Origin of the sequence: Chryseobacterium sp. WG23 (assembly GCF_024586575.1) — a bacterium.
GTDB lineage: Bacteria > Bacteroidota > Bacteroidia > Flavobacteriales > Weeksellaceae > Chryseobacterium.
Genome location: NZ_JALCZE010000009.1, coordinates 1 through 19,886, shown reverse-complemented (window position 1 = coordinate 19,886; position 19,886 = coordinate 1). Strand labels below are relative to the sequence as shown.

The 19,886-nt window shown below is 35.8% G+C and carries 23 protein-coding genes; 17 read left to right on the top strand and 6 right to left on the bottom strand.

What is annotated here, in order from left to right:
- Positions 1-6: 6 nt before the first annotated feature.
- The 4 genes from lysS to MP477_RS14500 form a co-directional block, all read right to left on the bottom strand.
- Positions 7-1,704: a lysine--tRNA ligase gene (gene lysS / locus MP477_RS14515; protein ID WP_257190972.1), complete on the bottom strand. Its 1,698-nt coding sequence runs from the start codon at positions 1,702-1,704 to the stop codon at positions 7-9.
- 305 nt (positions 1,705-2,009) lie between these two features.
- A complete protein-coding gene (gene rlmF, locus MP477_RS14510) occupies positions 2,010-2,936 on the bottom strand; it encodes a 23S rRNA (adenine(1618)-N(6))-methyltransferase RlmF (RefSeq protein WP_257190971.1) in 927 nt (308 codons plus the stop codon).
- Positions 2,937-2,939: 3 nt separating this feature from the next.
- Complete coding sequence (locus MP477_RS14505; protein WP_257190970.1) at positions 2,940-3,314, bottom strand: c-type cytochrome; 375 nt, start codon at positions 3,312-3,314, stop codon at positions 2,940-2,942.
- A complete protein-coding gene (locus MP477_RS14500) occupies positions 3,314-3,532 on the bottom strand; it encodes a hypothetical protein (protein WP_230034480.1) in 219 nt (72 codons plus the stop codon). The genes MP477_RS14505 and MP477_RS14500 overlap by 1 nt, the downstream gene beginning before the upstream one ends.
- A gap of 201 nt (positions 3,533-3,733) precedes the next feature.
- Between MP477_RS14500 and MP477_RS14495 the strand changes: the two genes are divergently transcribed.
- The 14 genes from MP477_RS14495 to MP477_RS14430 all read left to right on the top strand — a co-directional run bounded on the left by MP477_RS14495 (position 3,734) and on the right by MP477_RS14430 (position 15,400).
- On the top strand, positions 3,734-4,189 hold the full coding sequence (locus MP477_RS14495) for a cupin domain-containing protein (protein WP_257190969.1): 456 nt from the start codon (positions 3,734-3,736) through the stop codon (positions 4,187-4,189).
- A gap of 80 nt (positions 4,190-4,269) precedes the next feature.
- Entirely contained in the window at positions 4,270-4,914 is a 645-nt protein-coding gene (locus MP477_RS14490; RefSeq protein ID WP_257190968.1) for a hypothetical protein, read from the top strand.
- Positions 4,915-5,168: 254 nt separating this feature from the next.
- Positions 5,169-6,593 carry an anthranilate synthase component I family protein gene (locus MP477_RS14485; RefSeq protein ID WP_257190967.1) on the top strand — a complete coding sequence of 475 codons (1,425 nt, stop codon included), beginning with the start codon at positions 5,169-5,171 and terminating at the stop codon, positions 6,591-6,593.
- Between the two features lie 84 nt (positions 6,594-6,677).
- Positions 6,678-7,280, top strand: a complete 603-nt coding sequence (locus tag MP477_RS14480; RefSeq protein ID WP_257190966.1) for an aminodeoxychorismate/anthranilate synthase component II — start codon at positions 6,678-6,680, stop codon at positions 7,278-7,280.
- A 38-nt stretch (positions 7,281-7,318) separates the two neighbouring features.
- Positions 7,319-8,305, top strand: coding sequence for an anthranilate phosphoribosyltransferase (gene trpD, locus MP477_RS14475; RefSeq protein WP_257190965.1), 987 nt, complete (start codon positions 7,319-7,321; stop codon positions 8,303-8,305).
- Positions 8,306-8,357: 52 nt separating this feature from the next.
- Positions 8,358-9,137: an indole-3-glycerol phosphate synthase TrpC gene (gene trpC / locus MP477_RS14470; protein WP_257190964.1), complete on the top strand. Its 780-nt coding sequence runs from the start codon at positions 8,358-8,360 to the stop codon at positions 9,135-9,137.
- A gap of 50 nt (positions 9,138-9,187) precedes the next feature.
- Entirely contained in the window at positions 9,188-9,871 is a 684-nt protein-coding gene (locus tag MP477_RS14465) for a phosphoribosylanthranilate isomerase (RefSeq protein WP_257190963.1), read from the top strand.
- A gap of 36 nt (positions 9,872-9,907) precedes the next feature.
- Positions 9,908-10,360 carry an IS200/IS605 family transposase gene (gene tnpA, locus MP477_RS14460; RefSeq protein WP_257190962.1) on the top strand — a complete coding sequence of 151 codons (453 nt, stop codon included), beginning with the start codon at positions 9,908-9,910 and terminating at the stop codon, positions 10,358-10,360.
- 91 nt (positions 10,361-10,451) lie between these two features.
- Positions 10,452-10,997, top strand: coding sequence for a hypothetical protein (locus MP477_RS14455; protein WP_257190961.1), 546 nt, complete (start codon positions 10,452-10,454; stop codon positions 10,995-10,997).
- 4 nt (positions 10,998-11,001) lie between these two features.
- Positions 11,002-12,180 carry a tryptophan synthase subunit beta gene (trpB, locus tag MP477_RS14450; protein ID WP_257190960.1) on the top strand — a complete coding sequence of 393 codons (1,179 nt, stop codon included), beginning with the start codon at positions 11,002-11,004 and terminating at the stop codon, positions 12,178-12,180.
- A gap of 46 nt (positions 12,181-12,226) precedes the next feature.
- Complete coding sequence (gene trpA / locus MP477_RS14445; RefSeq protein WP_230034452.1) at positions 12,227-12,961, top strand: tryptophan synthase subunit alpha; 735 nt, start codon at positions 12,227-12,229, stop codon at positions 12,959-12,961.
- Positions 12,962-12,993: 32 nt separating this feature from the next.
- Positions 12,994-13,722 (top strand): lipoyl(octanoyl) transferase LipB, encoded by a 729-nt coding sequence (gene lipB / locus MP477_RS14440; RefSeq protein WP_257190959.1) that lies wholly within the window; start codon positions 12,994-12,996, stop codon positions 13,720-13,722.
- 340 nt (positions 13,723-14,062) lie between these two features.
- Positions 14,063-15,019, top strand: a complete 957-nt coding sequence (locus MP477_RS14435; protein ID WP_257190958.1) for a protein-glutamine glutaminase — start codon at positions 14,063-14,065, stop codon at positions 15,017-15,019.
- 69 nt (positions 15,020-15,088) lie between these two features.
- Positions 15,089-15,400, top strand: coding sequence for a hypothetical protein (locus tag MP477_RS14430; RefSeq protein ID WP_257190957.1), 312 nt, complete (start codon positions 15,089-15,091; stop codon positions 15,398-15,400).
- Positions 15,401-15,408: 8 nt separating this feature from the next.
- On the opposite strand, the gene MP477_RS14425 is transcribed toward MP477_RS14430, so the two are convergent.
- Positions 15,409-16,161, bottom strand: a complete 753-nt coding sequence (locus MP477_RS14425) for an SDR family oxidoreductase (RefSeq protein WP_257190956.1) — start codon at positions 16,159-16,161, stop codon at positions 15,409-15,411.
- A gap of 233 nt (positions 16,162-16,394) precedes the next feature.
- Here MP477_RS14425 and MP477_RS14420 point away from each other — a divergent pair, with 233 nt between their 5' ends.
- The 3 genes from MP477_RS14420 to MP477_RS14410 are packed head-to-tail and all read left to right on the top strand — an operon-like array spanning position 16,395 to position 17,920.
- Complete coding sequence (locus tag MP477_RS14420) at positions 16,395-17,027, top strand: NAD(P)H-dependent oxidoreductase (protein ID WP_257190955.1); 633 nt, start codon at positions 16,395-16,397, stop codon at positions 17,025-17,027.
- A gap of 32 nt (positions 17,028-17,059) precedes the next feature.
- On the top strand, positions 17,060-17,494 hold the full coding sequence (locus MP477_RS14415; RefSeq protein WP_257190954.1) for a MarR family winged helix-turn-helix transcriptional regulator: 435 nt from the start codon (positions 17,060-17,062) through the stop codon (positions 17,492-17,494).
- Positions 17,495-17,920 carry an organic hydroperoxide resistance protein gene (locus MP477_RS14410; RefSeq protein ID WP_047485524.1) on the top strand — a complete coding sequence of 142 codons (426 nt, stop codon included), beginning with the start codon at positions 17,495-17,497 and terminating at the stop codon, positions 17,918-17,920.
- Between the two features lie 667 nt (positions 17,921-18,587).
- Here the strand turns inward: MP477_RS14410 and MP477_RS14405 are convergent.
- Positions 18,588-19,217, bottom strand: a complete 630-nt coding sequence (locus MP477_RS14405; protein ID WP_230034434.1) for a peptide deformylase — start codon at positions 19,215-19,217, stop codon at positions 18,588-18,590.
- Between the last annotated feature and the right edge of the window lie 669 nt (positions 19,218-19,886).

Sequence of the window (19,886 nt, the reverse complement as noted above, 5' to 3'; positions counted from 1 at the left end):
TAAAACTTATACCAGTTTCATCAAAAGAACTTCATCAATCTTATCAACCTTCACAAGATTATTCTTGGTCAAAGTCTTAGAAGCTTTATCCCATTTTTTTCCTGATAACTGGCTTCTTTCTTTTACTTCTGCCAAAGACATTGCATCTTCCTGAGAATTCAGAATTTCAATAATTACTTTTTCATCTTCTCCCAATTCAATCTGAGGAACGGTTTTCTCCGGTCTCATCTGAGGGAAGAACAAAACTTCCTGAATAGACGCATTGTTCGTTAAGAACATAATCAATCTGTCCATTCCAATTCCTAATCCTGAAGTTGGTGGCATACCGTACTCAAGAGCTCTTAAGAAATCCTGGTCAATGAACATTGCTTCATCATCACCTCTTTCAGATAAGGCCATTTGAGATTCAAAACGCTCTCTCTGATCAATAGGATCATTAAGCTCTGAATAAGCGTTTGCGATTTCTTTTCCACATACCATTAATTCAAAACGCTCTGTTAAACCTTCTTTACTTCTGTGTTTTTTAGTCAGTGGAGACATTTCAATAGGGTAATCAGTAATGAATGTTGGCTGAATGAAGTTTCCTTCACATTTTTCACCAAAAATCTCATCGATTAATTTTCCTTTACCCATTGTTTCATTCACCTCAATTCCGATAGACTTTGCGAAATCATATAATTCCTGCTCCGTTTTTCCGGTGATATCAAAACCTGTAAATTTCAGGATAGCTTCTGTCATGGAAACTCTTGGATAAGGAGCTTTGAAATCCACATTATGTTCTCCAAAAGTAGCTGTTGTAGTTCCGTTCACCTGGATAGCGCAGAATTCCAATAATTTCTCAGTGAAATCCATCATCCAGTTGTAGTCTTTATAGGCAACATAGATTTCCATTGCTGTAAACTCCGGGTTATGAGTCCTGTCCATTCCTTCATTTCTAAAGTTTTTGGAGAACTCATATACTCCGTCAAAACCACCTACGATTAATCTTTTCAAATATAGTTCGTTGGCAATTCTTAAATATAACGGAATATCTAAAGCATTATGATGCGTGATAAACGGTTTTGCTGCTGCTCCTCCAGGAATAGACTGTAAAATAGGAGTTTCCACTTCAAAGTATCCGGCATCATTAAAGAAAGTTCTCATCGCATTGAACAACTTTGTTCTCTTCACGAAAATTTCTTTCACCTGTGGATTTACTGTTAAATCTACATAACGCTGTCTGTATCTTAATTCAGGATCCGTAAATCCGTCGTGTACTACTCCGTTATCATCAGTTTTAGCCTGAGGAAGAGGACGTAAAGCCTTAGTAAGAAGGGTAAAGTTTTTCACTAAAACGGTCATCTCTCCTACCTGAGTGGTAAACAAAGTACCCTCAATACCGATAATATCACCAATATCCAAAAGGTGTTTGTACACTTCGTTATATAATTCTTTGTCTTCTCCCGGACAGATCTCGTCTCTGTTAAAATATACCTGGATCTTACCCTTAGAATCCTGCAATTCAGCAAAAGAAGCCTTCCCCTGAATTCTGCGGGACATTAATCTACCAGCGATCTTCACCTGTTTATTCTCAGAAAAATCCTGTTTTATAGATTCTGTAGTATCTGTAATAGTATACTCTTCCGCAGGGAACGCATTAATCCCCATTTCAGTAAGCTTGTTCAGCTTTTCTCTTCTAATGATTTCTTGTTCTGATAATTGCATTTCTTATTTTTCTAAAAGCGTACAAATTTAGTCATTTTTGAGGTGACCATCAATCGCTTTTCAAGAATTTTTTCAAATTGTGAGGATGAATGGTAAATTTTGTAACTAAGATACGAGAAGATAAGAGTAAAGACAAGAAACAAGAGACAAGAGACTTAGAGATATGAGACTTGGAGACTTGAGATGGTAACTGAATTGCCAATCTCTTTACACTGGTATAGAAATCCAATTCTGAACATTGCCCCTCCTAGTGAATTTGCTTTATCGTGAATAGATCAATTACATCGCAAATTGATCATTGAGGTTTACAACCAGTCTTTACGATTCTGTTTAGGAATAAATGTCCAGGCCAGTATTCTGCTTATTTTTTGTCCCTGAGCCATATCGATGATCTTGAATTCTACTACTTTTATCTTTTTTAAAAGCGCAGTAAGTTTATGGAGATTATCTTTTTTAGAAACAAGGCATGTAAACCAAAGAACCTGTGATGAGTACAGAGAACTCTCATTAATCATTTTTGTAATGAAAGCAAGTTCACCACCTTCACACCATAATTCTGTCTGCTGTCCTCCAAAATTAAGTAATGGTTTTTGACTCCTGGAACGGTTAAGATTTTTTGTTTTTCTTATATTCCCCTTCATAGCAGATTCCTGAGAATCATGAAAAGGAGGGTTACACATTGAAAATGTAAAACGTTCTCCGGCATTAATTATATTTTTGAATATATGTTCGGAGTTTTTTTGATGTTTTAACTGAATAACCGATGAAAGATCAGGATTTTGATCTAAAATAAACTGGGCATTAGCCAAGGAATCTTCACTGATATCCGTTCCCGTCATGGTCCATCCATAAGATCTATGACTGATCAGGGGATAAACAAGATTCGCTCCTACTCCAATATCTAAACCTTTTACAAAAGCTCCGGTAGGAACTTCACGTTGGTACTCAGCCAACAAGTCTGCCATATAATGTACATAATCTGCCCGTCCCGGAATAGGCGGACATAGGTTAGTGTCAGGAATATCCCAGTTTTTAACCTTATAAAAATGTAACAGTAATGCTTTATTGAGCAGCTTAACCGCCTGAGGAATACTAAAGTTAATGGTTACCGTCTGATAAGCATTAACGAAAACATACTGCTTCAGTTCCGGCACACAAGAAATGAGCTGATCAAAATCATAAGGATTACGATGCAGATTTCTTGTGTGCAAACTGGATTTTTCAGTAGACATATTTTATTTCTTCTGACTTAAAATATACTCCACCATCTTTTTAGCATCTTCTTTAGATACCTGTGGATGGGCAGCCATAGGGACACCTCCCCAAACTCCACTTCCGCCTTCTATAATCTTGGAAGCAAGCATATCCATATCCTTTTCAGCATATTTACCCGCTATTTCCTGATAAGAAGGTCCTATCATTCTCTCTGTAACAGAGTGACATCCTGAACAGTCCAATGTTTCGATGATCTGATCACCTGAAAGATTAGATTTTGCAGGTTCTGAAACAACAGCGGTTTCAGAAGATGCAGCCACATCTGCTGTATTTTCTTTTTTAGAACAGGAAAAGATCAAAAGACCTAAGGCTCCTGCCAAAAATATATTTTTCATTATTTCTTTGCTGTAGAGTCTGTTTTAGCAGCTTCAGGAGCGGGTGTAGCCGGAGTTGCAGCAGCCGGAGCAGCAGTTTTAGCCGTAGAATCTACTACAGTTGTTACTTCAGGTTCCGGAAGCATGGTGTTGCTGTCCTGTAATGAATGATCTGTCTTTTTTGAACAGTTTATGACTAATAATCCTCCGATAAATGCGATAGCTAATACTTTTTTCATTGTTTTCTAATTTGGAAGCAAAAGTATAAAAAATAAAGTTTTAAACTTATGACAAATGTTTTCTTTGGAAAATATTTTTTCAAAGAAAATATTTAAAATTAGTGATGATAAATAATTCATTAATTAGGGATATTTAAATTTGATTAGTATTTTTACAGTCATAATTACCGAAATCAAAAACAATATTATTAATTTAAATTTATGATTAGAAAAAACACATTGAGTACAATCTTATTTGTTGTACTTACTTCCCTCACCTTATCCTGTGACAATTCATCGCATGATGATCAGAAATCAGAATATTCCGATGAAATAGAATCTGTAACCCTTTTAAAAACCACAAAATCATGGGATGGAACACTATATCCCAATTATCCGAACGGGCAGCCGGAAATATCAGTTCTCAGAATTTTAGTACCTCCTCATAAAGCGCTGAACTGGCATAAACATCCGGTTATCAATGCAGCGTATATAGAAAAAGGAGAAATACAGATCGAGAGAAAAGAAGACGGCAAAACCCAGTGGATCAAACAGGGACAGGTAGTTCCGGAAATGGTAAATATCGCCCACAGAGGCAAGACCGGAGAAAAAGGGGCCACCTTAATAGTCTTCTATAGTGGAACCACAGACCTTCCTTTATCAGAACCGGTGAACTAAATGATTTTTTTTGAACAGAATTTTTGAAATTTACTATTCATTCTAAATTGATATTAAAAAGATATTATTAAATTTAAGCTATGATTTTACTATCAAAAATTCTGTTTTTTACCAGTCATCATGGTTTTTATACTGTGATCCTCATCATTTTATTCTTTGGGTTACTCTCCTATCTGACAAGAAAAGCATGGTTTCTGGCTCCTATTCTTCCTTTGGCCATTCTAAACGGATTTGGCGGACAGTTTCTGAATGCCTGGTTCTTACATAAATATGGTGTGGAAAGCACCGCTATTATCACTTCTGATGTGGAAACCAATTCTACATTGAATGAAATGTATATTCATGATTATGAAGCTATTGTAAAGAAACAGGATGGAAAATATGTCTCCACTTTTTTTTCTACCACTTCCGCTTCCATCTACCCTATTGAAAATGCCATCAGGATTCCCCGGATGGAAGAAGCATTTCCGGTAAAATATATCCCGGGATATGAAAAAAACATAGTCATTCTTTATAATCAATCTGAAGAAGGAAAGATGGCTGTTAAATATTCAAAGCTTGCTCCGGTCAATTCTGCAAAGATTAAATATGAAGCAGACAGAACCAACAAAGATTTTATCCGGGAGTATATTGCAGCATTAGAAAACTATCTAAAAGATTATGATGATGAAACTTACGAAACAAAGTTAAAAGAACTCAAACAGGAGCTTGAACAGGTGAAATAATAAATTTTAATACTTCTTTTTTTATTTTTTTCAAATTTTTATTCTTTGTATTAAAAAAATTTCTACATTTGTCCCATGTTAAATATGAGCAACAATATTTGGTGGTGGCTTTCAAACTCTTCGTCGGGTCTGGAGGTATTGTCATGTTGCTAATCATAAGCAGAATTAATTTAAAATACAATATATAGGCTTTGACGGATTCCGTTAAAGCCTTTTTTTTATTCCTTACTCTCACCTAAAAAATAAAACTACAGATGTTTACTGATACTATCAAAATAAAAACTGTTTCGAAAAAAACATTAGGAGATCTTCATACTCCAATGAATATTTATCTTAAAATCAGAGATAAATTCAGGGACACCATCCTTTTGGAAAGTTCTGATTCAAAGAGTATTGACAACAACTTTTCCTTTATTGCCATCAATGCTATTGCAGGAATTGAAGTGAAAAACCTCAACGAATTTGAAGTTAAACTTCCTAATTCCGCTCCTGTAAAACAATTGATCATGGAGCGTGATATTATTGAGATCTTTGAAAGCTTTCGCACTGTTTTCAAATGTGAGAAAACAGATGATCCCATCGAGCAAACTGCTCAAAGTCTTTTTGGATATACAAGTTTTGAAGCCGTACAGTTTTTTGAAAATGTAAATCTGAAGGAGCAAAGCCCGGAAGTAGAGCTTCCGATCCTCAGATACCGATTGTATCAATATGTGATTGCCATCAACCATTTTAATGATGAGATGTATATTATTGAAAATCAGATTGACGGTATAAAATCTGAGCTTCACTTTTTGGAAAATATTATTAAAAATCAGAACACCCCGGTTTATCCTTTTGAAAAAAACGGCCAGGAAACCTCTAATATTACTAACGAGGATTATATCGAATTGGTAAAAATAGCTCAAAAACACTGCATGAGAGGAGATGTATTTCAATTGGTTTTAAGCAGAAGGTTTGAGCAGAAGTTTAAGGGTGATGAGTTTAACGTGTACCGGGCTTTAAGAAACATCAATCCTTCTCCTTATTTATTCTATTTTGATTACGGAAATTACAAACTATTCGGATCAAGCCCAGAAAGTCAGCTGATTATTAAAAACAACAAGGCCATTATTCATCCAATCGCCGGAACATCCAAAAGAACAGGAAATTTTGAAACGGACCTTGAATCTATCGAAATATTAAAAGCCGATCCAAAAGAAAATGCAGAGCATACCATGTTGGTAGACCTGGCAAGAAATGATCTTGGAAAGCTTGGAAAAAATGTAACCGTTACCAAACTTAAAGAAATTCAATTATTCTCCCATGTTATTCATATGGTAAGTGAAGTGACAGCAGATCTACCCGAAAACATCAATCCTCTTGAAATGGTTTCTGCAACTTTTCCACAGGGAACTTTAAGCGGAGCACCCAAACACAGAGCTTTACAGCTTATCAATCAATATGAGAAAGATTCCCGTGGATATTACGGTGGATGTATTGGGATGATAGGCTTGAACGGCACCTGTAATCAGGCTATTATGATCAGGACATTTTTAAGCAAAAACAATACCCTGTATTACCAGGCGGGAGCCGGAATTGTGGCCAAATCTGTCCCTGAAAGTGAATTACAGGAGGTGAATAATAAATTGAATGCGCTGAAAAAAGCGGTAGAAAAAGCAGAAAAAATAGTTAAAAGTTAAAAATGGTAAGGTAAAACAAATACCCTAAAAAGTAAACCTAACCTGACAACTCACCAACAATTGGCAAATCAAAAAAATAAAAAAATGAACAACAATATAAATAACCAACACTCAAAATCTAAAGTTTTAGTTTTCGACAATTACGACAGCTTCACTTATAACCTTGTTCAGATCATCGAAAGAATTCTGGATCAAAAAGTGGATGTAATAAGAAATGACAAGATTACATTAGAAGAGGTTGGAATATATGATAAAATAATTCTTTCTCCTGGCCCCGGAATTCCTGAAGAAGCAGGCATTCTATTGGATCTCATCAAAGAATATGCTCCTACCAAAAGTATTTTGGGCGTATGCCTTGGCCAGCAGGCGATTGCAGAAGCTTTCGGAGGAAGTCTCATCAACCTGTCTGAGATTTTTCATGGAGTGGCAACGACTACTGAAATTATAAAAGAAAACACTATAGTTTTCAAAGGGATTACTTCAGGTCTTGAAGTAGGAAGATACCACAGCTGGGCAGTGAATCCTGAAAATTTCCCTGAAGAACTGGAAATTACCGCAGTAGATAAAGACGGAATGATCATGGCTTTACAGCATAAAACCTATGATGTACATGGTGTACAGTTTCACCCGGAAAGTATTTTAACACCTGAAGGAGAAACCATCATTAAAAACTTTCTTTTACAATGAAAACAACGGAAATCTCTTCAACAATAAAAACACCCCAAATGAAAGAAATACTGCAATACCTGTTTAATCATAATACGTTATCAAAATCTGAGGCAAAAGCTACCATGATTGAAATTGCCCAGAATAAATTCAATGCTGCAGAAGTGACTGCCTTTGTCAGTGTTTTTCTGATGCGTAATATTACATTAAAAGAACTGGAAGGCTTCAGAGAAGCTCTTTTGCAAATGGCTGTTCCGGTAAATATAGAGGCTAAAGACACCATCGATATTGTAGGAACAGGAGGTGACGGAAAAAACACAATCAATATATCAACATTGGCCAGCTTTGTAGTGGCCGGAGCCGGGCAGAAGGTAACAAAACATGGAAATTACGGAGCTTCAACCACTACAGGCTCATCCAATGTACTGGAGGAACTTGGATATGAGTTTAAAAATAATTCAGATCAGCTGAATGAAGATCTTGAAAAGGCTAATATCTGTTTTCTGCATGCTCCTTACTTTCACCCTGCCCTTCAATCCGTTGGATTATTGAGAAAATCATTGGGATTGAGAACTTTTTTCAATCTTCTTGGACCTTTGGTAAATCCTGCAAAGCCACAATATTCTGTCATTGGAGTATACAACCTGGAAATTGCAAGGATATATCAGTATCTCCTGCAAAAAGAAGATCGTGATTTCATGCTCGTTCACGGATTAGACGGTTATGATGAGATCAGCCTGACTGATGACACTAAGATTATCACTAAAAATGGTGAAAGCATCTACTCTGCAGAAGATTTAGGCTTTAATCCTTTAACACTGGAAGGTATTAAAGCGGGTAATACCATTCAGGAAACCGCAAAGATCTTCAGAAATGTTCTGGAGGGCAAAGGTACAGAGCAGCAGAATTCCGTAGTGCTGGCCAATGCTTCCGTATCACTTCACCACACCCATAAGTTTGGATCTTATGAAGACTGTCTTCTTTTGGCTAAAGAAAGCCTGGAAAACGGAAAAGCACTGAAGAGTTTTGAACTTTTAATAAATTGAAAGTAAAACACAAAGCTGTTTAACCAACATTATAACTTCTATCTAAACCCAAATGACTATACTGGATAAAATTATTGAAAGAAAAAAAGAAGAGATTGCGGCTGCAAAATCCAATATTTCTGTTGACCGATTAAAAGATGCAGCATTTTTTGGAAGAAAGGCCTATTCTCTGAAAGAATCTGTAAAAAATAAAAGCGGAATTATAGCTGAATTTAAAAGGCAATCTCCCTCAAAAGGAATTATCAACAACACGAGTTCTCCTTTAGAGGTAGTTTCTGCCTATGAAAATTTCGGGGCGAGCGGAATTTCTATCCTCACAGATAAAGATTTTTTCGGGGGTGACCTCAGTGATATTCTGACTGTAAGAAATCAAATCAATATTCCTATTTTGAGGAAAGATTTTATGGTTGATGAGTATCAGTTCTACGAAGCAAAAAGCATTGGAGCGGATGCTGTTTTACTGATTGCATCCTGTCTTTCGCCCAATCAGGTGCAGGAGTTCACAGAATTAGCCCATGAGCTAGGCCTGGAGGTTTTACTGGAAATTCATACCGAGGAAGAATTAAAACATTTTCATTCACATATTGACCTGGTGGGAATTAATAACCGAAATTTAAAAGATTTTAAAGTTGATTTACAACATTCTGTACAGTTAAAAAATTTACTTCCAAAAGACGTTTTATCTGTAGCAGAAAGTGGTATTTACAGTCTTGAAGACTTCAGCTATTTAAAAGAAAAAGGATTTGATGCCTTTCTGATGGGTGAATATTTTATGAAGAATTCTAATCCAGCAAAAGCACTTCAAGAGTTCAGCATTAAAATCGGCCAATAAAGCTGTTTGAGAATGTGAGAATAAATGAGTAACAACAAAATATATACTGAATGAACCTGCACCCTCACCTCAAAGTATGTGGCTTAACAAATACTGAACAGATTCAGGAGCTGATTGGTATGAAAGCAGATTTTCTCGGCTTTATATTTTATGACAAATCCCCGAGATATGTGCTGAATCATCTGAGTTTTCAAGATATTGCAAACATTGAACATTCAGGAAAAACGGGTGTTTTTGTGAATGAAGAGGTAGATCAAATTCTGAAAATAGCTGAGAAAGCCCATTTAAATTACATCCAGCTTCATGGCGATGAAAACCAGAATTTTATCATTGAATTAAGAAAAAAGCTAAGTCCGGAAATTAAAATCATTAAAGTCATAAGAATCGGCAATGACACGGTAGAAAATAAGAGTAAAATACAGCAGATTATCAATTCTCCACTCTCAGCCCTCGATTATTTGTTATTTGACACAGACAGCAAAGCCTTTGGAGGAACCGGAAAACAGTTCGACTGGACCTTACTGAATGCATTTGAAATCCCTCTCCCTTATTTTTTAAGTGGCGGTATTTCAGAAGAAAATATAGAAAATATTAAATCATTAGACCAAAAACCTTTTGCATTAGACATCAATTCAAAATTTGAAATTGAACCCGGCAATAAAGATATCAACAGAATTAAACGGTTTACATCAATATTGTACAAGAAAGAGTCCCAACGGGACGAGTTACCATAGAATTGGACACAGTCCAATTAACCAAAAACACAAAAAATGCCACAATCATTAGTCAAAAATTATGTTCACATTGTATTCAGCACGAAATACAGAGAGGATTTTATTGATGAAAAAATAGAAAAGGAATTGCATTCTTACCTTGCTGTATTGTGCAAAGATTTTGAAAGCCAGGCATTAAAAATAGGAGGCACAGATGATCATATCCATATTCTCTGTAAACTGTCCCGAAAAATTGCATTGATGAAATTAGTTCAGGAAATCAAGGCACATTCATCAAAATGGATCAAAACAAAAGGTAAGAAATATGAAAATTTCTTTTGGCAGGATGGTTATGGAGCTTTCTCGGTTGGAGAAAAAGATATTAGTATTGTAATGAATTATATCCAAAACCAACGTCAGCACCATCAGAAACAAAATTTTAAAAATGAACTCATTGAAATATTAAAAAAACATAAGATGGAATATGACGAAAAATATTTATGGGATTGATAAAATGCAAAAGCAGGAGGATTTTATCCTTTGCTATTGATTAAATTGCCTCTTCGGGACTCTTTGTTACCTTTAATTATAATTTAAATTCATGAAGTATCAGATAAAACAAACGAAAGAATTGACGGAAGCTGAAATAGATCATATTCTTCAGCTTTGGGATATCTCAGTATGGAGCACTATGAAACCTACCTATTTCCGGACTTTCTTTAAAGACTCAGAATTTCATCTTCTGTTGGATATGGATGAATCTATATTGGCTGTTATCCGTAATAACTTTGATTTTACATTAGAAATATCCGGAGAACAAATTTCCTTTGCTGAGGCTGTAGGACTTGTTTCAGCTCATAAGAAAAAAGGATATGGAGCCCAACTTGTCCGGTATTTTAAAGATAATGTGAGTGAGAGAAATATAGAAACCATTGGGTTCTGTCATAAGGAACTCCGTCCTTTTTACCAGAAGTGTGATATTGAAATTCTGTATGATAAGGCAAAATCAATCAAAGAGAATGAGGATTCAGAATGGATCAATTCTGATGACGATGATATTTTAATTTTTAATATTTCAAAAGAAAGAAAAGAACAGCTCAGTCAGTTGAGTGCAGAGAATAATGCCTATTTAATTACTAAAGAATAAAGAAATGAATTATAGAAACCCCGATGAAAACGGATATTATGGAGAATTTGGAGGAGCTTTCATCCCTGAAATGCTCTATCCGAATGTAGATGAACTGCAAAAAAACTATCTTGAAATTATTGAGTCTGAAGATTTTCAGAATGAGTATCAGGACCTGCTTACCCATTATGTAGGAAGGTCCACTCCGCTTTATTTTGCAAAAAATTTAAGTAAAAAATACAATACTCAGATTTATTTAAAAAGAGAAGACCTGAACCATACCGGAGCTCATAAAATCAATAATGCTTTAGGGCAGGTTCTGCTTGCAAAACGTTTAGGGAAAACCAGGATTATTGCTGAAACCGGAGCGGGGCAGCATGGTGTTGCTACTGCTACCGCCTGTGCGCTTCTTGGTCTTGAGTGTATTGTTTATATGGGAGAAATAGATATTCAGAGACAGGCTCCCAATGTGGCAAGGATGAAAATGCTTGGCGCAGAGGTTATTGCCGCTACATCAGGCTCAAAGACACTGAAAGATGCTGTAAATGAAGCGTTAAGAGATTGGATCAACAATCCTGTAACGACACATTATGTGATCGGAAGTGTAGTGGGACCTCATCCTTTTCCGGATCTTGTGGCAAGGTTTCAGAGTATTATTTCAAAAGAAATTAAGGAGCAGCTTAAGGAGAAAATCGGAAGGGAGAATCCCGATTATGTAATTGCCTGCGTGGGAGGAGGCAGTAATGCTGCAGGAACTTTTTACCATTTTGTAGAAGAAAAAGACGTGAAAATCATTGCTGCAGAGGCCGGAGGTCTTGGAGTAGATTCCGGAAAATCTGCTGCTACTACCTTTTTAGGAACTTTGGGAGTTCTTCATGGAAGCAAAAGCCTGGTGATGCAAACTGCAGACGGGCAGGTCATAGAACCTCACTCTATCTCTGCCGGACTTGATTACCCGGGAATCGGACCTTTCCATGCTCATTTGTTTCAGGAAAAACGGGCAGAATTCTTCAGCATCAATGATGATGAAGCTTTACAATCTGCTTTTGACCTCACTAAGTTGGAAGGTATTATTCCTGCTTTAGAAAGCTCCCATGCTTTAGCTGTTCTGGACAAGAAAAAATTTAAAGAAAATGATATTGTTGTTATTTGTCTGAGCGGCCGTGGAGACAAGGATATGGAAACGTATTTGAAAAATCTGTAAAATGTCGGATGTAGAATGTATCTATTCTACTTTAATACAATAAGAAATGAAAAAATTAAATATATACTTCACAGCAGGGATTCCACAACTGGAAGATACTCCTGAAATTATAAAATTAATTCAGAATTCCGGAGCGGATATGATTGAAATCGGAATGCCTTACTCTGATCCGGTGGCGGACGGACCGGTGATTCAGCAGGCACACGAGCTCGCATTGCAAAACGGAATGACTATAGAAAAGCTTTTTTCTCAGTTAAAAACCATAAAAAATGAAATAAAAATTCCGATTATTTTGATGGGATATATTAATCCAGTCTTAAGTTTTGGATTTGAAAAGTTCTGTAAAGAATGTTCAGAAAGTGGTGTTTCAGGACTTATCCTGCCTGATCTCCCTCCTATTGAGTTTGAGAAAAATTATCAGCATATTTTACAAAAATACCATCTCAACTTCACCTTTCTGGTTACTCCGGAAACATCTGATGAGAGAATTCTCTATTTAGATTCTTTAAGTTCAGGATTCTTGTATGCAGTGAGTTCTTCCTCTACGACAGGAAATGAAAATGCTGTGGTAAAGAATGAAAATTATCTGACCAGATTAGCGTCTCTTCCTCTTAAAAATCCTGTTATGATCGGTTTCGGAATCAAATCTAAAGTAGATTTTGAAAATGTGACCGAAAAAGCAAATGGTGGAATCATTGGAACAGCCTTTGTAAATATTTTATTACAGCATAAAGACTGGACGAAAAAGGCTATAGATTTTATCCATTCCATAAAAGACTAAAATTCACTAAATTTGTATGTCTAAAAATTGAAATGAATACAAATCAAAATAAAGCAGTAGAATTTGAAGATTTAGGGATCAAGGAATACCAACCCGCCTGGGATTATCAGGAAACACTGATGAAGAGTATTATTGACACTAAAATTAAAAACCGTGATCTTCCTGCAGAACAGCACATTACTACCCCCAACCATCTTCTTTTTGTAGAACATCCCCATGTGTATACTTTAGGAAAGAGCGGCCATGAGGAAAATATGCTCGCCGGGATTGATAAACTGAAAGAAATAGAAGCTACCTACGTAAAAACTAACCGTGGAGGAGATATTACCTATCATGGATACGGACAGATCGTTGGTTACCCGGTTCTGGATCTTGAAAATTTCTTTACGGATATTCATTTATATATGAGAAATCTGGAAGAAGTTATTATCAGAACTATTGCAGAATATGGCCTTAAAGGAGAACGTTCTCAGGGTGAAACCGGAGTCTGGCTGGATGTAGGAAAACCTTATGCAAGAAAGATGTGTGCTATGGGAGTGAAAGCTTCCCGATGGGTAACACTGCATGGTTTTGCCTTGAATGTCAATACGGATATGCGTTATTTTGAATATATTATTCCATGTGGAATTAAAGATAAGCACGTCACTTCTTTAAAAAGAGAACTTGAAAGAGAACTGACACCGGAAGAGGTGGAAGAGCTGAAAGCAAAGATCAGAAAACATTTTGCAGATGTTTTTCAAGCTGAAATGATCTATAAATAATGATCAAACAGATATCAACTCCCTGTGTATCTTTTCTATGATACAATTTGAGAAAACTTAATCCAGTTTCAATAGTTGAAACTGGATTTTCTTTTGAAACAAATAAAAATCAATATCTATTTCAAAATTAAAAAAAACTATATTTTAAACCATATGATTATTGATATACGTATATTTAAGCTTATTAATTAACTTAAAAAATCAATATTTTATATTTTTTTTAAAATTTTCGTAAAAATAATTTGGTGATATTTTATTTTTTTATACTTTTAATATCACTTTAAAGTGAACTAATTTCACGGTAAAGAACAAATTTTTAACCACCAAATTTATGAGAATTATGAAAAAATTTTTGCTATCAATGATGGTATTTGTATCAGTACTGTCATTCAATTCCTGTTCAGACACGAACGCAAACCAAGAAAGCATGAACCCGAAAGAGTCTAAAGAAATTGCTCTGAAAGATTTCGGAAGAACTGTCCCGGTAGGGATACAGAAAGAAAACGGAAAATTTAAAGTATCATTTATCATTACTGCTCAGCCTTTTGAAATCCAGGACAGCAAGGAAAATGAAAACTATATTTCCATGATCAGAAAGGCTGTAGCTGATGAAACTCCAATTCATGTTTTTTTAAAGCCTAATAGCCATGAAATTGTAAAAGTAGATAAAGCAACAGAGGAAGATGTCCGTTATTTCAAATCTGTTTTAACGAAAGATGTACAGGTAGAAGCAAGAAGATTAACCAGCATTATCCCTAATTTAGCTACTTTAAACAGTTTATTTGCTCAGATTAAAAATCAGGCATGTGGAACTTCTACAGCTTCTTCCCCTTGTATCACTTTCAGATATCCTGTAGACGGTTGCTATGCAAGAGCTCATAAAATGAGACAAATACTGATCAATGCGGGTTACGATTGTGAAAAACAATTCGTCTATGGAAATCTAAGGGCTTCTACAGGTACCTGCTGTGTATCATGGGTATACCATGTTGCTATCCTTGTAAGCTTTAAAAATGCTTCCGGAGTGGTAGAAAAAAGAATTATAGATCCTTCTTTATTCTCCAGCGGACCAGTAACTGATACGGCGTGGAGAACTGCCTGCACGAATACGTCTTGTGGATCTGCTTATGTTTCATCTTTTGCAAATACTGCAGGGAATGTTTACTATAGAAGCCCAGCCGGTTCTTTACTGTATGACAATAATTATGTGAATACCAATTGTGTATTGAATATATTCTCATCTTTATCAGGATGTTCTCCTTCTCCAGCGCCTAACGTAGGAGGTTGTGGATTTTAACTAACTTTTAATAGCTCCTGCACTTATTTTACATACATTGCAGGAGCTATTACTTAATACATTTTTGCTATGAAAGCCTGGACCCATATATTATTACTTTTTATTATGATTACATCCTGCTCCGGTAATTCCAGTTCACAGAACTTAACCTGGTATACTAACTCAACGATTTCAAGTATTACTGAAGATCCGGACAAACCGGACGATTTCGTACGGGTAGCTATCGGAATAAGTGCTCAGGTATTTTATCTTTCAAAAAAATCACCGGATTACAAGGTTCTGATCGAAAAAGTAAATCAGAGTTATAAAAATGGAAAAACATATGATATTGGTATTGAAAATAATACGAATATCATCAAACAGGTCAAAGAAGCCAAATAATATATTCATTATCTTATGACAGAAATTCCGGCATCTACTTTGATCTCTGCTCCATGAATATAGGAAGCCTCTTCTGAAGCAAGAAATAAAACAACATTAGCAATCTCTGCCGGCTCTCCCTGCCTTTTAAAAGGGATGGTAGGAATGATATCCCGGACAGCTTCTTCTATTTGCCCGGCGGTTAAGTCTGTATTATTAAAAATATTGGTTCTGATATGTCCCGGGCTTACTCCGTTCACTCTAATACCACGTTCTGTAAGCTCTACCGCAAATGTTTTAATAAAAGACTGTGTTGCCGATTTTGCGGCAGAATACACTGAGAAATTGTGCATGGCAATATCTGTAGCTACTGAGGTATTAAAAATAACTGAACCTCCCCTTTTCATCAACGGCAATATCTGCTGAACAGTAAAAAAAGGACCTTTCACCAATACATTGAAAAGCTCATCAAACTGGTTTTCGTCTACATATTCAACAGGAGCAAATTTTCCATAGCCAGCATTGGCAAAGATAACATCGATCTGGTCTGTATACTGCCTGACCTCTCGCTGCAAATTCATCAGGTCCTTCATATCTCCGGCATTGGAGACAATTCCAAAAGCATTCTTACCAAGCTTAGCCAAAGCATTTTTTACCGTTTCATCTGTTCGTCCGGTAATAATTACGGTACCTCCTTCTTCTATAAATTTTTCTGCCGTGGCCCATCCCATGCCGTTGGTACCTCCGGTAATTAAAGCTGTTTTGTTTTTAAATCTCTGCATTGTTTTTTGTTTATAATGATAGGACAAAGATTGGAATATCACCGCTTTGAAAAAATCCGAATCTTGTTGAAAATCAAACTAATTGCACCCTATTGAAATTGCCGGCAATAAAATTTTTCAAAATTAAATTGCATACAATTTAATTTGTTGTATATTTGCAGTATTAATTTGTTCCACAACATAAATTTTCGGGAACAGATAATAAGTAAGTATATAATTTAAAACATCAGAAAATGTCATTAATAGAAAATTTGAACTGGAGACATGCAGTAAAAGCATATGACCCAACCAAAAAGGTATCGGAGCAAGACTTAAAAACCATTTTAGAATCAGCAAGACTGGCTCCTACTTCGTCAGGGCTACAGCCTTTCCGTATTATTGTAGTGGAAAGCCAGGAAATGAAGGAGAAGATGGTAGCCGGAGCTTTAAATCCTGAGGTAATGAGAGATTCTTCTCACGTTTTGGTTTTTGCAGCATGGGACAGCTATTCTAATGAGAAAATAGATAAAGTATATGATCATCATACGGATGTAAGAGATCTTCCAAGAGGACGTTTTGGGAGTTATACAGATAAAATTAAAGAAATGTACGGGGCACAGACTCCTGAAGAACATTTTGCACATACTGCCCGCCAGACTTATATTGCTTTGGGAATTGCCCTTGCACAGGCAGCAGAACTTAAAATCGACAGTACTCCTGCAGAGGGATTCAGCAATGAAGTAGTAGATGAAGTATTGGGATTAAAAGAATTAGGATTGAAAAGTGTAAGTCTTTTATACCTTGGATACCGTGACGAAGCAAACGACTGGCTGTCTTCTATGAAAAAAGTCCGTGTTCCAATGGATGAGTTTATCATAAAAAAGTAATACCTTCATCGAATCTTTCGTACCCGAAAATCATGGAAAATTTAAAAACACCCAAACTAGAAAACCAGATCTGCTTTCCGCTATATGTCATTGCCAAAGAGATTACCGGGCTTTACCGTCCTTTTCTTGATGAGCTGGACATCACCTATCCTCAATACCTCGTTATGATGGTATTATGGGATAGTGACGGGCTTACCGTAACGCATATCGGAGAAAAGTTATTTCTGGACAGTGGTACTTTAACCCCTCTCCTCAAAAGACTTGAGACTAAGGGTTTCATTACAAGAAAAAGAAAAAAAGAGGACGAAAGAGTGGTTGAGGTATTTTTAGCCGAAGCTGGAAAACAGTTACAACAAAAAGCCTGTGCAATTCCGGGGAAAATCCAGGAAAAAATTGGGATACAGCCTGAAGAGCTGCTACACCTTAAAGATACAGTCTTAAAAATATTAAAGAAAATAGAAAAATAAATGAAAACATTATATACAACAAAAGTAACGGCCCAGGGAGGAAGAAACGGTCATGTACAAAGTGAAAATGGAGTTTTAGACCTTGAAGTAAGAATGCCTAAAGCTTTAGGAGGAGCCAATGATGACTTTACCAATCCTGAAATGCTTTTTGCTGCCGGATATTCTGCATGTTTCGACAGTGCACTCAACAGAGTGATCAGTTTAGCAAAAGTAAAAACCGGTGAAACTACTGTTGCTGCTCAAGTCAGCATAGGACAAATTGAAAACGGAGGTTTTGGACTTGCTGTGGAACTGGATGTTAATATTCCGGGAGTTTCTATGGAAGAAGCACAATCATTAACGGATAAGGCACACCAGATTTGCCCCTACTCTAATGCTACCAGAAACAATATTGAGGTTAAACTTTCAGTTACCAATAACGACTAATCCAATTTTTTTAAGCATAGTTATAGCGAAAGGAGTTGTTTTATTTCTAAAACAGCTCCTTTATTTTTTATCAGATCAACATAGATCATTATAAGCATTTTAAGATATAGCCAGGTAATGTTGAAGTAAACCTTATTTGTGATCTTAGTGTAACCATTATTGCAATTTGTGTTTTCTTAAACGCAAATGAAAATAATAGAATTGATAAGAAAGTGACCAAAGGATGAATCGATACATCGATTTGACTAAGCAAACTTCCTCGCAGCTTCGCTGCACTCATTACTCATTACTCATTACTCATTACTCATGCATCATTTGTGATCTTAGTGTAACCATTATTGCAATTTGTGTTTTCTAACGCAAAGAAAAATAATAGGATTGATAAGAAAGTAAGCAAAGAATGAATCGATACATCGATTTGACTAAGCAAACTTCTTCGCAACTTCGCTGCTCTCATTACTCATTACTCATTACTCATTACTCATGCATCATTTGTGATCTTAGTGTAACCATTAGTGCAATTTGTGTTTTCTTAAACGCAAAGAAAAATAATAGGATTGATAAGAAAGTGAGCAAAGGATGAATCGATACATCGATTTGACTAAGCAAACTTCCTCGCCGCTTCGCTGCACTCATGACTCATAACTTATCACTTATAACTCATCATTTACCTTCTATTCAAATCACTTTTCTGGTACGCATCTACCTTTTTATAAGAATCATTTTTCTCTTTTTCTTTTTTATCTGAAATGAGGATTCCGAAAAGATGGTCAATCTCATGCTGGAAAATGACCGCTGTAAATCCTTCTACAATTTCTGAATATTTCTGCCCTTTTAAATCTACGTATTCCAATTGAATAACTTTGCTTCGGTAAAACTGATCTCTGAAATCAGGGATAGATAAATCTCCTTCAGGTCCAAGATTTTGAAGATCAGATCTCCATACAATCATGGGATTGATAAAATATTCCAACGGAGTTCCTTCTTTATCAAAACGCTGTACCCAGATTATCTTTCTATTGATTCCAACCTGTGGTGCAGCAATTCCTACGCCCCCATCTGTAGAAAGAAGAGATTCTTTCATCCTTTTTACCAAAACAGCTGTATTAGGATCTGTAGGATTGATTTCTGCAGAAAAACTTAGCAATGTTTTGTGTTGATGGGTATCTGTAGTTTGATAAATGGGGAGTGCAGCATTAATATCACCCTGATTGATAATGGAAAGTTCATTGGATGATAATGTCTGTGCCTGTAGCAGCCCTACAAAAAACACAACTAAAATGGACAGTTTTTTCATATGGATTGAATGTTGTACAAAGGTAAATAATGTAATCTTAAGTTTTGGCTAAAGCCATTGGAATCTGTATACAAAAAAACAGGCTAAAGCCTGTTTCTATTGATATTTTTTCTGGTTGTATAAATTAAAACCTTACACAATAAACATTCCACAGAAATTTAAATCCCGTTTTAATCTTTCAGGCTGGATTCCTACGGAATGAACAAAGATTATGCATAGGTAGAATCTTAATAATTAATATCCTATGAACGGTACTACATAGTAATAAAAACGGACTAAAGCCCGTTTTTATTGATCTATTTTTGAGTTTACAAATTAAAACTTTACATGACGTGTGTCATTCCATAGGAATCTAAATCCCGCTTATTCTTTCAGGCTGGATTCCTACAGAATGAACAAAGATTATGCATAGGTAGAATCTTAATAATTAATATCCTATGAACGGTACTACATAGTAATAAAAAACGGACTAAAGCCCGTTTATATTGATCTATTTTTGAGTTTACAAATTAAAACTTTACATGACGTGTGCCATTCCGTAGGAATCTAAATCTCGCTTTATTCTTTCAGGCTGGATTCCTACAGAATGAACAAAGATTATGCATAGGTAGAATCTTAATAATTAATATCCTATGAACGGTACTACATAGTAATAAAAAACGGACTAAA